We start from the raw sequence: 12,715 nt of genomic DNA, 5'->3' as shown, positions 1-12,715 counted from the left end.
ATTTGGGCATAGCCGGGCGGATAATTACGGCCTCATGAAGCTGGACCCGATCACCCTGCGCCTGTTTGTGGCCGTGATGGAAGAAAACGCCATCGCCCGCGCAGCCGCGCGCGAACACATTGCGCCCTCTGCCGCCAGCCGCCGTCTGGCGGAGCTGGAAGATCAGCTGCAGGTGGAGCTATTCACCCGCAGCAACCGCGGCAGCACGCCCACGGCCGCCGCCTTTGCGCTGCTGAACATGGCTCGGGGTGTGCTCAATGAAATGGACGGCATCGCCACGCAGATGCGGGACTACGCACAGGGCGGCACGCAAGGCCTGCGCGGCCATGTGCGCGTGATGGCCAATATTTCCAGCATCACGCAGTTTCTGCCCGCGCAGCTGCAAAGCTTTATGAGCCAGCACCCACTGGTGGATGTGCGGCTGCAGGAGCGCGTCAGCACCGATATTGCCCGCGCCGTGGCCGACAACGAAGCCGACATCGGCCTGCTCAACCGCGGCAGCTATGGCAGCCGGGTCAGTCTGCGCCCCTACCGGCGTGACCGGCTGGCCGTGGTTGTGCCGCAAGCGCACCCGCTGGCGCGCAAGCACAGCCTGAGGCTGGAGCAAGTCGTTGCGCATGACCTGATTGGCATGCACGCAGACAGCGCACTCAACCACCTCATCACCCGCTCCGCTGCCGACCAGGGCTTGCAGCCACGTCTGCGCATGAAAGTGACGGGCTATGACGCGCTATGCCTGATGGTTGCCTCGGGTCTAGGCATTGGCATTCTTCCCGAAGGCAGCGCCCGCATTTACATGGGCGCGCTGCCCCTGCATTGCATACGGCTGGATGAGCCCTGGGCCGAGCGCCAGCTGATGCTGTGCGTGCGCTCGCAAGATGCGCTCTCGCCCGTGGCCCAATTGCTGGCAGAGCACCTGTGCCTGCCCGCCGAACTCCCTCAAGACTGAACCCATGCTGGACTTTTTGCCGCTGCCAGACAGCCCCCAGACCACAGCACACCCACCGCTGAACTGGGATATTTTTTGCCAGGTCATTGATAACTTTGGTGACGTGGGCGTGTGCTGGCGTACCGCTGCCGAGCTCGTGGCTTGCGGCCAGACCGTGCGTTTGTGGATGGATGACGCCAGCGCCCTGCAATGGATGGCGCAACAGCCCTGGCCGCAGGGACTGAGTGTGCACACCTGGCCCGCACAGGCCAGCGATGTGCCTGCACAGATTGGCGATGTGGTCGTCGAGGCCTTTGGCTGCGAGATTCCGCCGCATTTTGTAGCCGCCATTGCGCGCAAAGCCACGCAAAACAAGCCCCCGGTCTGGCTCAATCTGGAATACCTGTCTGCCGAAGACTATGTGGAGCGCTGCCACCGCCTGCCATCGCGCATCATGAGCGGCCCCGCCGCAGGGCTGACCCGCTGGTTCTTCTATCCGGGCTTTACCAGCGCCACTGGCGCTCTGGTACGGGAAAAGAATCTGGGTCAGCGTCAGCAAGACTTTGTGCAAACGCGCCCTCAGTGGCGCAGCAGCCACGGCGTGCAACCTCATGAATGCGCTATCTCGCTGTTCTGCTATGAGCCGGCCGCCCTGCCTCAGTTGCTCGATCAGCTCATAGCCACCACAACGCTGAAGCCCCGCCTGCTCGTCACCCCCGGCCGTGCCACGGCCTCCATGCAGGCCCTGCCGCAAGCCGCACAGCTGGCCGCGCAATATCTGCAGCCCTGCCCCCAGCCTCAGTTTGACGAAATGCTGTGGGCCTGCGATCTGAATCTGGTGCGCGGCGAGGACTCGCTGGTGCGCGCGCTCTGGGCGGGCCAGCCCCTGGTCTGGCATATCTACCCTCAGCATGACAACGCCCATCACGACAAACTCAATGCGTTTCTGAACTGGCTGGATGCACCAGACAGCCTCAGGCGCTTTCATCACGCTTGGAACGGCATGACCGCGCCAGAAACATTGCCTTTATTGAGTCCCGAAATGTTGCATGACTGGGGGGAATGCATACGCGCAGCCCGTGCCAGATTGAGCGCTCAAACCGGGCTCATTGAGCAGCTTCAAGCTTTTGTCGCCGAAAAAAGCTAAAATCGACGTTTTGCCTCTTTGAGGGCTTAGCAACCGGGTCACCCGGACAACCGAGCTTTCAGAGTCGCGCCCCGCCGCGGTACACGCGGCAGGCCCCGCCGCCGCACTTTTGATGCGTTGCCTCCCGCAACCATTGCGAACAGCTTGCCTGCCGTGTAGAGCGGCTCCAACCTTTCAAACGCAAGCAAGCCATGAAAATCGCTCAAGAAATCCGCGCAGGCAATGTGATCATGTTCGGCAAGGACCCCATGATCGTTCTGAAGACCGAATACGCTCGTGGTGGCCGTGGCGCTGCTACCGTGCGCATGAAGCTCAAGAGCCTGATCGGCAACTTCGGCACGGAAAACGTGTTCAAGGCCGACGACAAGATCGACAACGTGATCCTGGACAAGAAGGATTGCACTTACTCCTACTTCGCTGACCCCATGTACGTGTGGATGGACGAAGAATTCAACCAGTACGAAGTCGAAGCCGAAAACATGGCTGACGCACTGAACTACCTGGAAGACGGCATGACTGCCGAAGTGGTGTTCTATGACGGCAAGGCCATCTCGGTCGAACTGCCCACCACCATCGTGCGCGAAATCACCTGGACTGAGCCTGCCGTCAAGGGCGACACATCTGGCAAGGTTCTGAAGCCCGCCAAGATCGCTACCGGCTTCGAAATCGCTGTGCCTCTGTTCGTGTCGCAAGAAGACAAGATCGAAATCGACACCCGCGTGGGCGAATACCGCAAGCGCGTGTAATGTGGCGGCAGCTGCTGCAGCTGCTTCCCCAACAAAAAAGGCTTCCTGTTTGGAAGCCTTTTTTGCGTCTGATTGTTCTAGCCAATCATCTAATTTGATAGCTGCTTGCGCTTATTCTTACCGGGCTTCATTGATATTTACCTTTGAAACCCAAGCAGAGCAAGCGCCAGCAGCTCACATTTCAATCAGCAGTCAGACCGGTACACCCACCAGATCGTGACCTTGTGTGCCCACAATGCGCACGCTGATCAGCTCGCCCACCTTATAGGTCTTGCTGGCCTTCTCGGGTGGCTGGATATGCACCACACCGTCGATCTCGGGCGCATCGGCGTAGGTGCGACCAATACCGCCCTTTTTGCCCAGGCTCACGGCCTTGTCCACGATGACCTTCATGACCTGGCCCACGCGGCGCTGCAGGCGCGCGGTGGAGACTTCTTCGGCCACTTCCATAAAGCGGGCGCGGCGCGCTTCACGCACTTCCTCGGGCAGCATGCCGGGCAGGTCGTTGGCGGTGGCGCCCTCCACTGGGCTGTAGGCAAAGCAACCGGCGCGGTCGATTTCGGCTTCGCGGATGAAGTTGAGCAAGTGCTCGAACTCTTCCTCGGTCTCGCCAGGGAAACCGGCGATGAAGGTAGAGCGAATCACCAGCTCAGGGCAAATGGCGCGCCACTCACGGATGCGGTCCAGGTTTTTCTCGCCGCTGGCAGGGCGCTTCATGCGCTTCAAGACATCGGGGTGGCTGTGTTGCAGCGGCACATCGAGGTAAGGCAGGATCTTGCCTTCGGCCATCAGCGGCAGGATGTTGTCCACCGTGGGGTAGGGGTACACATAGTGCAAACGCACCCAGGCGCCGTGTTGCTTGGCCAGATTGCCCAGCTCTTCGGTCAGCTCCAGCATGCGGGTCTTGACGGGCTTGCCGTCCCAGAAGCCGGTGCGGTACTTCACGTCCACGCCATAGGCAGACGTGTCCTGGCTGATGACCAGCAGCTCTTTGACGCCGCCTTCAAACAGCGCCTTGGCTTCTTTGAGCACATCGCCAATGGGGCGGCTCACCAAGTCGCCGCGCATGCTGGGGATGATGCAGAAGGTGCAGCGGTGGTTGCAGCCTTCGGAAATTTTCAGATACGCATAGTGCTTGGGCGTGAGCTTGATACCTGCATCACCAAAGCTGCCTGGCACCAGGTCCACAAACGGGTCGTGGGGCTTGGGCAGGTGGGTGTGCACCGCATCCATCACCTCTTGCGTGGCGTGGGGGCCGGTCACGGCCAGCACGCTGGGGTGCACTTCGGCCACCATGGTGGCGCCGCCCTCTTTGCCGGCCTTGGCACCCAGGCAACCGGTGACGATCACCTTGCCGTTGGCGGCCAGCGCCTCGCCAATGGTGTCCAGGCTTTCCTTGACGGCGTCATCGATAAAGCCGCAGGTGTTGACGATCACCAGGTCCGCGCCTTCAAAGGTCTTGGAGGTCTGGTAGCCCTCGGCGCTGAGCTGGGTCAGGATCAGCTCGGAGTCAGTCAGCGCCTTGGGGCAGCCCAGCGACACGAACCCAACTTTGGGGGCTGTCATCTGCGGTGCGCTCTCAGAATTGGTTGAAGTCATTTAATTTTCCAGCGGCGGTAGCCTCTATGCGCAAAGCAGCGATGGCATCTCGGCCAATCCACCAGCAGGCGCGCCCCATTGCTCTGCCCTGATACAGCACCAGCAGCAATGAAGAGATAAACGAAAAAAGCGCTACAGCATCCAAACTGCAGCGCCAGTCATGCGAAGAACCTGCGAAGCTGAAACTCACCGCCGACAAGACATCGACATTTCACACATCAGCCACTAACGCAGGTTCAGCAGATCTATGCATGCATTTTACCATTTGCCTCCATCACCTGCCTGCGCAACCAAAGCCGAGCGCGCCTATCAAACCATGGTGCTCTTTCAAGCCGCAATGAAAAAGCCCCAGTCACAGTGACTGGGGCTTGGAATTGGCGCCAGGGGTTAAGCCATCTTTCAGTGCTACAACCAGAACCCAGCGATGCATATGATGCCTGCGCTCTGTGACAGAAATATGGCAATAGATTTCTGGCTCGCATCAATCACCTGAGCAATTCAGCCAGTTCTACACACAGGCAAGACCACGTAAGACATCTACAGCATCAAGTGGTTCCGCATGCATACCACATCGACAAAAAAGCCCTCAATCGAGGGCTTTGCTGGCTCAAACCATTTGTATTTCGCCTGTCACGTTGTCTACCACCACAGGTGTTTCGAAATAAATCACGCTCGGATCCGTCAGGTACTTGCTACGCACAAGCTGGCGCCACTCTTCAGTGTGCAGAGCTTCAGCATCCGCCCGCGTCTTCCACAGATAGATGCCGCCAGCCACTTTCCCATCCTCCGAAACTACGTACTGCTTGCGCAGCAACCCAGGCATCCCCTGATACCTGGACGACGTATTCCTGAAGATTTCGCGAACCTCGTCCACGGTAATGGCCTCGGGAAGATTGAATGTGGTGAGAGTCGTGATCACTGCATCTCCTGCTTTGGAATTTGTGGGCATTAAAGGCCCATATTAGCCAAAGCAAAGGAAATAACAACGCATCACCCCGATCGCATCGCTGACAAGCTCGCGGCTTCCGGCAGCGTTCTCCGCCTTCCATCTATGCAGCTATTTGGGCCATGGCCAGCGCCCCTCCAACAGACAGAGCTGAGCCGCACAGCAAGCACGAGGCATGCTCAGGCGTTCAAAATGACAAGAAAGTGCAGAGAGCTTACTGTTCAACAACCATCACGCGGCTTAAGTCCACGCCCAGGTTCTGAGCAATTCGAAGCAACTGCCTGAATTTCCGCTCTGGAATGCTTTTGCTGCGCGACAGTAGCCAGAAGTAATCAAAACTACCGCCAATCACCATGGCGGTTTGGTAATCGTCATCAAGGCTGACCACGTTGTAGCCGCCGTAGAACGGGCCAAAGAACGAAACCTTCAAAGCGGCGACATCGGGCTCACCTAGAAAACGCGCTTTGCCCTCGGATTCCTTCCATGCGTTCTTTTCCTCACTGTAACCACGGTTGATCACCGTCACAGACCCGTCTTCTTCAAGGCTGTAATGCGCTGAAGTGCGGATCAGGCCTTTCTCGAAACGGTGATCAATTCGGGCCAACTCGTACCAGGTTCCCATGTAGCGCTCGGCATCAAATCCCGTCACCGGCTCAATCCCTTTGGGAACAGAGACCGCACAACCTGATACTGCCTCAGCCACTCCAGCAGCCACGGCAGTCAGCGCGATTGCTCGGAACACTGAGCCTTTGGAAACACCCATACCTTGCTCCTTTCGATCAAAACTTCATTCAAACATCCGTCAAATGAGCCCCGTGTAGGAATGCTGTTCGAATCTTGGAGCATCAACCGCCCTCATCTCTGCCCGCCACCACGCGGGCTTTCTCAGATCAGCAGTTGCCCTTCTTCGCTTGTCCTGGAGGGCAGCCATGAGGATGGGGCTTCTTGTAGCCATCGCCATAACCGTCACGGTCATAGTCGTGATAAACGGCGCAGCCGCTCAGAGCAAAGGCGGCGACAGCAATAGTCAAAAGTTTCTTCATGAGGTTTCCTTTAGGTAAAGCCTCAAGTCTATTCCCGCAGCCCCGGGCCATTTGTCAACGAATGCGCCCTCACAACCCCGATCCCCGCCATTGAGCGGGTTCTTTACTTATAGGCGAGCAATGATTGATACAAAGCTCGTGCTGCTGGATACGGGCATGCACGCCTGCACGACCTGCTTCACAGCACTGCCAGCAAGATGATCAATGCAGGGGTAGATCTGTACAGCATGTGCGGGGTGCTGGGTCACAAGTCGGCCGTCAACACAAAGCGCTACAGCCACCTTGCCACCCACAACGCTGAAAGTGCCGTGTCGTTGGTTGCTAAAAATCCCCGCACAACAGGCAAAAAGAAAGCCGCGTAAATGCGGCTATTTTTCAAAAATGTGAGCAAGAAAAAACCCGCTGTATTGCTACAGCGGGTTGTTATCTTTGGTGGGTCCTGCGAGATTCGAACTCGCGACCAACGGATTAAAAGTCCGCTGCTCTACCGACTGAGCTAAAGACCCCCACACATCAGAAGCAGTGTTGCTTAATCAGTGGAATGACGTTATTGTAAACGATTTTTCCGAGCACTTTGGCAAACGCTGCGATTAGTTTGATTTGCGGGCCAGTTGGTCCAGCACCCAGCCTGCAGCGCACTGGCCGAAAGTCGCCGTCACGGCGACTACCGAGCCATAGCCATGGCAATTCAGGCTGCCGTCGCCAGACTCTATCGCGCAAGAGGCATCAGGCGGTGCAACAGCCTCCCGGCTGAAAACGCAGGTCACTCCCATGCGCTTGCCATCTTTGGGGGCACCATATTGCTTACGAAGCCGGTAACGCAGCTGAGACAGCAGCGGGTCGTGCGTGGTCTCGCTGAGATCTGCAATATCCACTAGGTGCGCCAGGCGTTTTCCACCGGCTGCGCCTACAGAGATAAAGCATTGCTTGACCTTGCGCGCATGGGCCGCCATTTCGGCTTTAGACTTGACCTGATCGCAGGCATCAATCACAGCATCGGCATCCGCTGGCAGCAGCGTGAGCCAGTTTTCAGGCTCCACAAAGTCATCAATGCAGTTCACCACGCAGTCAGGATTGATCTGCGCAATACGCTCGCGCATGGCTTCGATCTTGGCCTGCCCTACGGTGCTGGTCAGCGCATGGATCTGGCGATTGATGTTGGACTCTGCCACATGGTCCATGTCGATCAGTGTGAGCTTCGACACGCCACTGCGCGCCAAGGCTTCGGCTGTCCAGGAACCCACACCGCCAATCCCGACCACCACCACGTGCGCTGCACGAATCTGCGCCGCACCTTGAACGCCATACAGACGCTCCAGCCCGCCAAAGCGGCGCTGCGAATCAATTTCATCACTCATAGAAAAAACAGCGCCTGTTTGGGGCGCTGTTTCCGTTGGGTATTGCAAAGGCGCTGTCGTCACTTGAGCGTTGCCAGTTTGGACTTGGCAATGCCAGCAGCTTCCGAATTGGGATAGGCCTGCAGCAGGTCTTCCAGCGTCTTGCGCGCTGCCTTGGTGTCTTTCAACTCCACTTGGCAATTCGCAATGGACAAGGCAGCTTCTGGCGAACGCGCATGCATGGGCGCATTGGTCATGACCGAGCGGAAATTGGCAATGGCGTTCTTGTAGTCACGCGTGGCGTACTGAGAGTTTCCCAGCCAGAAGCGCACGGAAGGCGTGTAACCACTCTTGGGCCACTGGCGCAGAAAAGCGGCAAACGCCTGACCTGCTTCAGGAAACTTGCCCGCACGGAACAGTTCCAGCGCAGCATCGAAGTCGTGCTTTTCGGTGCGATCTGCCGTGAAATCCTGCCCGTCAACATTGACGGAGATGGGCTCGAACTGGCGCAGACGCTCATCAAAGCCCTTGGCCAGGTCTTTCTGACCACGCTGCAGCTCGGCTGAATCGCGGGTCAGTTGCTCGTTCTGGCCACGCAGCTTTGCCTGGTCCGACTTCAGCGCTTCGATTTGCGACTGCAAGTCCATCAGACTGCGGCGGGTTTGCTCCTGCGATTGCTGCAGGCTGTCAACGCGTTGGCGCAGTTCGATGATGGCGCGGCGGGCCTCATCATCACCAAACAGGGCTGCGTGAGAGCTGATGGCAAAGCTGGCCAGAAGGCCAGCCGCCACCAGCTTGGGCAGCGTTGCATGACGGAGAGTTAACAAAGCCTGCTGCATGTTTAACGGTAGTTAATTTCCACGCGACGGTTTTGAGCGTAAGCGTCTTCGCTATGGCCTTCAGCAGCGGGCTTTTCCTTGCCGTAGCTCACAGCTTCGATCTGCGAGTCGTTCACACCCATCAGGCCCAGCGAGCGGCGCACTGCTTCAGCACGCTTTTGGCCCAGAGCCAGGTTGTATTCACGACCACCGCGCTCGTCGGTGTGGCCTTCCAGTTGCACCTTGGCAGCGGGGTTGGCCTTGATGAACTTGGCGTGAGCTTCGATCTGGGGCTGTGCATCAGCCTTGACAGAGTAGCTGTCAAAGTCGAAATACACGATACGGCTGACGCCTTGAGGGCCGGCCTTGGAGGCGGCGGAACCTGTCAGGTCCACACCGGACACACCGCTTTGGCCCTGGCCGTTAGCGCCAGCACCCTGGCTGGACAGCGAGCCGTCAACAGGCTTGTCGTCGAGCTTGACACCCGAGCTGCAACCCGCGACCAGAGCGGTCACAGCCAAAGCCAAAGAAAGACGTTTGATAGTCAACATGAGATTTCTCCGAACAGTCCACAACGGACTTCATCACTAGAAAGAAAGAGGGAACGTAAACTTCAGATCAATGTTTTTGGAACGGGCCCCAATCGGGCTCACGTATGTCTCCACCTGCACCCGCCAGACGCGCCTTGATCTTGCCGTCGAGCGTGGTCGTCATGAGCGCCTCGCGACCACCCTGAATGGTGGCGTAGACGATCAGGCGACTATTAGGAGCGAAGCTGGGGCTTTCGTCCGCAGTGGTATCGGTGACCGAGTTCACAGTGCCTGTTGCCAGGTCCATCACCTGAAGCTTGAAGCCACCGCCCACACGGGAAACATAGGCCAGCCATTTGCCATCAGGGCTGATGGCGGGCGAGATGTTGTAGGTGCCTGAGAAAGTCACGCGCTCGGCACTGCCGCCCGAAGCGGAAACTCTGTAAACCTGCGGTGCACCGCCACGGTCGCTGACAAAGTAGATGGTGCGACCGTCGCTGGAGAAGCAAGGCTCGGTATCAATACCGCTGCTTTGCATCAGGCGACGGGGCTCACCACCCTGAGCGCTCAGCAGATACAGCTGCGAGCCACCATCGCGGCTCAGCGTCACTGCCAAGCGGCTGCCATCTGGCGACCAGGCCGGCGCGCTGTTGGAGCCGCGGAAGTTGGCCAGCAGGCGGCGGTGGCCGCTGGCCACATCATGCACGTAGACCACAGGCTTGCGCGACTCGAACGACACATAGGCCAGTTGCGTGCCATTGGGCGCCCAGGCGGGCGAAATAATGGGTTCAGGGCTGGACAGCGCAGACTGGGAATTTTCGCCATCGGCATCGGCAATCCACAGGCGGTAGTGCGCACCCGACTTGGTCACATAAGCAATACGGGTGGAGAAAATACCTTTCTCGCCCGTGAGCTTTTCATAGATGTAGTCGGCAATGCGGTGAGCCACCAGGCGCAGGTCACCCGTGGTGACGGCAAAGCCCTGGCCACCCAGATCAGCGCCCTTGACGACATCCCACAGACGAAAGCGCACGTCCCAGCGGCCATCGCCCAGACGGGTGATGCTGCCGGAAGCCAGCGCGTCAGCGCCTTTTTGCTTCCACAGGGCAACATCGGGGCGAGAGGCTTCATCCAGCGCCACGCCAGATGCATCGACGCCGCGGAACTGGCCGCTGCGTTCAAGGTCTGCCTGAATAATGGCCGAAATCTTCTGAGGGGCAGCGCCCTCTCCCTTGAACGGCGCAATGGCAATGGGCAATTGAGTCAGGCCTACACCCGTGACTTCAACGCGAAACTGAGCCAGTGCAGGCGCTGCCGATGCAGCGGCCAGTGTGCCCAGTACGGCGCGACGTGAAGCATGCGGCCCTGCCGCTTTAAGTGGAAGGGATGGAAGTCGGTCAATAGTCATTGGCAGCCATCAAAATCTCCGGGCAATCCCGGCAAAAACACAAGCGCGATGTTACACACACTCACTACTTGATGACGTAAGAACGTCCCCAGTAGGGTGATCGAGCGCAAGTGCGACAAAAATTTCAAGATGAGAGCATGCCAGAGTTGGCATACATACGCTGCCAGCTAATTCTTTCCGAATGTGACAGCAACTGCGCATCGTGTTCGATATGCCACTCTTCTTATACCCAGTTACCGCTGGCTTGCAAAATTCACCAGTGCTGAATGGCCTGACCCAAGCCCTAGAATCACAAGCTTATGCAAGCTACCCCTCCCACGCCGTCTGGTGACGACACCAAGGCCGCCACGCCCTCACCCCAGCCGCCTGCGGCCACCAATCCTTCAGACCTGCCGCTGATGCAGCGCCTGAAGCGCTTGACGCCTTATTTTTCAGGCCAGCGCTGGGCCTGGGGCCTTGCCATTTTCGCCACGCTGATTGGTGCAGCCACTGAACCGGCCATGCCGGCACTGCTCAAGCCCCTGCTGGACAGCGGCTTCACCGCTGGCTCCTTGCCGCTGTGGACGGTGCCCGTTTTCCTGATCGGCCTGTTCATCATCCGGGGTCTTGCGCAATTTGCAGGTCAGTACGCACTGGCTCGCATCACCAATGACGGCATGCTGGCCCTGCGCCAGAAGCTGTTTGAGCGCCTGCTGGCCGCCGATATGGGCCTGTTTTCCAGGCAGTCGGCCTCATCGCTATCCAACACCGTGGTCTATGAGGTACAGACCGGCGCCCAGCAACTAGTGCAGGCCATGATGAGCATTTCGCGCGACGGCTTCACGCTGATTGCGCTGCTGGGCTATCTGATTTATCTGAACTGGCAGCTGACGCTGATCGTAGCCTTCATGGTGCCCGGCGTGGCCTGGGTGATGAAGACACTGTCACGCCGCCTGTACCGCATCACCAAATCCAGCCAGGCGGCCACCGACCAGCTGGCCTATGTGGTGGAAGAAAACGTGCTGGCCCACCGCATGGTGCGCCTGCATGGTGCACAGGCTTCCCAGCAATCGCGTTTTGGCGAACTGAGCCGCCAGTTGCGCGGCCTGAACACCAAGGCCACGATTGCCTCGGCCGCCATGACGCCGCTGACCCAGGTGCTGGCCGCAATTGCCCTGTCCGTCATTCTGTGCATTGCGCTGTGGCAAAGCCGCGAAGGCGGTGCCGCCATTGGCGCGGCCAGCGTGCAGGATGTGACGGTGGGTGGCTTTGCGGCCTTTATCTCAGCCATGCTGATGCTGATTGCACCCATTCGTCGCATGGCCGATGTGGCCAACCCCATCACGCGCGGCGTGGCGGCGCTGGAGCGTGGCCTGTCCTTGCTGGAAGGCTCGACCGATGAAACAGGCGGCAGCTACAAGCCACAGGCCAAGGTCAGCGGCACGCTGCAGCTGAGCAATGTCAGCGTGCAGTTTGGTGAAGACAAGGCCCCAGCCCTGTCGCGCCTTAGCCTGGCCATCAAGGCAGGCGAAGTCGTCGCACTCGTCGGCCCTTCGGGTGCAGGCAAGACCACGCTGGTCAACCTGCTGCCGCGTTTTCTTTCGCCCACCAGCGGCCAGATCACGCTGGAAGGCGTGCCCGTGGCCGACTGGGACCTGGGCACGCTGCGCCAGCAGTTCGCCATGGTCAGCCAGGATGTGGTCATGCTCAACGACAGCGTGGCCGCCAACGTGGCGCTGGGCGGCGAGATTGATGAAGCCCGCGTGTGGTCTGCACTGGAAGCCGCCAACCTGGGCGACTTTGTGCGCGGCCTGCCCCAAGGCCTGCACACCTTGGTGGGCCACAACGCCAGCCAGTTGTCTGGCGGCCAGCGCCAGCGTCTGGCCATTGCCCGCGCCCTGTACAAGAACGCGCCGATTCTGATTCTGGACGAGGCGACTTCCGCGCTGGACAACGAATCCGAGCGTCTGGTGCAGGAAGCCCTGAACCGCCTGATGCAAGGCCGCACGACCATCGTGATTGCCCACCGCCTGTCCACCATCGAGCACGCCGACCGCGTGGTGGTGATGGAGCGCGGCCAGATTACCGAGCAAGGCTCGCACACCGAGCTGATGGCGCTGAACGGCCTTTATGCCCGGCTGCACACACAGGTACGCAGCACCGCTGCTACGCAAAACTAAGAGCGTTTACCGTACATAAGAAAAGGACTTCAGAGATAAAACTCTCTGAAGTCC

13 protein-coding genes and 1 tRNA gene are annotated in these 12,715 nt (G+C 59.0%); 5 read left to right on the top strand and 9 right to left on the bottom strand.

Annotation, left to right across the window (positions count from 1 at the left end):
- Positions 1-34: 34 nt before the first annotated feature.
- From JDW18_RS08495 to efp, 3 genes are all read left to right on the top strand, one after another.
- Positions 35-949, top strand: coding sequence for a LysR family transcriptional regulator (locus tag JDW18_RS08495; protein WP_218243201.1), 915 nt, complete (start codon positions 35-37; stop codon positions 947-949).
- Positions 950-953: 4 nt separating this feature from the next.
- A complete protein-coding gene (earP, locus tag JDW18_RS08490) occupies positions 954-2,075 on the top strand; it encodes an elongation factor P maturation arginine rhamnosyltransferase EarP (RefSeq protein ID WP_218243200.1) in 1,122 nt (373 codons plus the stop codon).
- A gap of 191 nt (positions 2,076-2,266) precedes the next feature.
- Entirely contained in the window at positions 2,267-2,821 is a 555-nt protein-coding gene (efp, locus tag JDW18_RS08485; protein ID WP_218243199.1) for an elongation factor P, read from the top strand.
- A 192-nt stretch (positions 2,822-3,013) separates the two neighbouring features.
- Here efp and rimO read toward each other — a convergent pair whose 3' ends face one another.
- The 4 genes from rimO to JDW18_RS08465 form a co-directional block, all read right to left on the bottom strand.
- Positions 3,014-4,420 (bottom strand): 30S ribosomal protein S12 methylthiotransferase RimO, encoded by a 1,407-nt coding sequence (rimO, locus tag JDW18_RS08480; protein WP_218243198.1) that lies wholly within the window; start codon positions 4,418-4,420, stop codon positions 3,014-3,016.
- 607 nt (positions 4,421-5,027) lie between these two features.
- Complete coding sequence (locus JDW18_RS08475; protein WP_218243197.1) at positions 5,028-5,339, bottom strand: YdhR family protein; 312 nt, start codon at positions 5,337-5,339, stop codon at positions 5,028-5,030.
- Positions 5,340-5,580: 241 nt separating this feature from the next.
- Entirely contained in the window at positions 5,581-6,129 is a 549-nt protein-coding gene (locus JDW18_RS08470) for a lipocalin family protein (protein WP_218243196.1), read from the bottom strand.
- Positions 6,130-6,256: 127 nt separating this feature from the next.
- Positions 6,257-6,409, bottom strand: coding sequence for a membrane lipoprotein lipid attachment site-containing protein (locus JDW18_RS08465; protein WP_218243195.1), 153 nt, complete (start codon positions 6,407-6,409; stop codon positions 6,257-6,259).
- Positions 6,410-6,606: 197 nt separating this feature from the next.
- Between JDW18_RS08465 and JDW18_RS08460 the strand changes: the two genes are divergently transcribed.
- Entirely contained in the window at positions 6,607-6,771 is a 165-nt protein-coding gene (locus tag JDW18_RS08460) for a hypothetical protein (protein WP_246610356.1), read from the top strand.
- Between the two features lie 68 nt (positions 6,772-6,839).
- Here JDW18_RS08460 and JDW18_RS08455 read toward each other — a convergent pair.
- From JDW18_RS08455 to tolB, 5 genes are all read right to left on the bottom strand, one after another.
- Positions 6,840-6,915: transfer RNA gene (locus JDW18_RS08455), tRNA-Lys, on the bottom strand.
- An 84-nt stretch (positions 6,916-6,999) separates the two neighbouring features.
- Complete coding sequence (locus tag JDW18_RS08450; protein WP_218243194.1) at positions 7,000-7,767, bottom strand: tRNA threonylcarbamoyladenosine dehydratase; 768 nt, start codon at positions 7,765-7,767, stop codon at positions 7,000-7,002.
- A 59-nt stretch (positions 7,768-7,826) separates the two neighbouring features.
- Complete coding sequence (gene ybgF, locus JDW18_RS08445; RefSeq protein WP_218243193.1) at positions 7,827-8,585, bottom strand: tol-pal system protein YbgF; 759 nt, start codon at positions 8,583-8,585, stop codon at positions 7,827-7,829.
- A 2-nt stretch (positions 8,586-8,587) separates the two neighbouring features.
- Positions 8,588-9,115, bottom strand: coding sequence for a peptidoglycan-associated lipoprotein Pal (gene pal / locus JDW18_RS08440; protein WP_218243192.1), 528 nt, complete (start codon positions 9,113-9,115; stop codon positions 8,588-8,590).
- Positions 9,116-9,182: 67 nt separating this feature from the next.
- Positions 9,183-10,502 (bottom strand): Tol-Pal system beta propeller repeat protein TolB, encoded by a 1,320-nt coding sequence (gene tolB, locus JDW18_RS08435; protein WP_218243191.1) that lies wholly within the window; start codon positions 10,500-10,502, stop codon positions 9,183-9,185.
- 299 nt (positions 10,503-10,801) lie between these two features.
- On the opposite strand from tolB, the gene msbA reads away from it, so the two are divergent.
- Positions 10,802-12,661: a lipid A export permease/ATP-binding protein MsbA gene (gene msbA / locus JDW18_RS08430; protein WP_425514787.1), complete on the top strand. Its 1,860-nt coding sequence runs from the start codon at positions 10,802-10,804 to the stop codon at positions 12,659-12,661.
- Positions 12,662-12,715: the final 54 nt, after the last annotated feature.

Origin of the sequence: Comamonas fluminis, assembly GCF_019186805.1 — a bacterium.
Taxonomy (GTDB): Bacteria; Pseudomonadota; Gammaproteobacteria; order Burkholderiales; family Burkholderiaceae_C; genus Comamonas; species Comamonas fluminis.
The sequence above is the reverse complement of the archived record's forward strand: the minus strand, read 5'-3'. Positions and strand labels throughout refer to the sequence as shown.

Bases quoted from the DNA above. Each gene is read 5' to 3' on its own strand.
- rimO (WP_218243198.1), bottom strand. From the start codon at position 4,420: ATGACTTCAACCAATTCTGAGAGCGCACCGCAGATGACAGCCCCCAAA.
- pal (WP_218243192.1), bottom strand. From the start codon at position 9,115: ATGTTGACTATCAAACGTCTTTCTTTGGCTTTGGCTGTGACCGCTCTG.
- earP (WP_218243200.1), top strand. From the start codon at position 954: ATGCTGGACTTTTTGCCGCTGCCAGACAGCCCCCAGACCACAGCACAC.
- JDW18_RS08450 (WP_218243194.1), bottom strand. From the start codon at position 7,767: ATGAGTGATGAAATTGATTCGCAGCGCCGCTTTGGCGGGCTGGAGCGT.
- ybgF (WP_218243193.1), bottom strand. From the start codon at position 8,585: ATGCAGCAGGCTTTGTTAACTCTCCGTCATGCAACGCTGCCCAAGCTG.
- JDW18_RS08460 (WP_246610356.1), top strand. From the start codon at position 6,607: ATGATCAATGCAGGGGTAGATCTGTACAGCATGTGCGGGGTGCTGGGT.
- JDW18_RS08495 (WP_218243201.1), top strand. From the start codon at position 35: ATGAAGCTGGACCCGATCACCCTGCGCCTGTTTGTGGCCGTGATGGAA.
- efp (WP_218243199.1), top strand. From the start codon at position 2,267: ATGAAAATCGCTCAAGAAATCCGCGCAGGCAATGTGATCATGTTCGGC.
- tolB (WP_218243191.1), bottom strand. From the start codon at position 10,502: ATGACTATTGACCGACTTCCATCCCTTCCACTTAAAGCGGCAGGGCCG.
- msbA (WP_425514787.1), top strand. From the start codon at position 10,802: ATGCAAGCTACCCCTCCCACGCCGTCTGGTGACGACACCAAGGCCGCC.
- JDW18_RS08470 (WP_218243196.1), bottom strand. From the start codon at position 6,129: ATGGGTGTTTCCAAAGGCTCAGTGTTCCGAGCAATCGCGCTGACTGCC.
- JDW18_RS08465 (WP_218243195.1), bottom strand. From the start codon at position 6,409: ATGAAGAAACTTTTGACTATTGCTGTCGCCGCCTTTGCTCTGAGCGGC.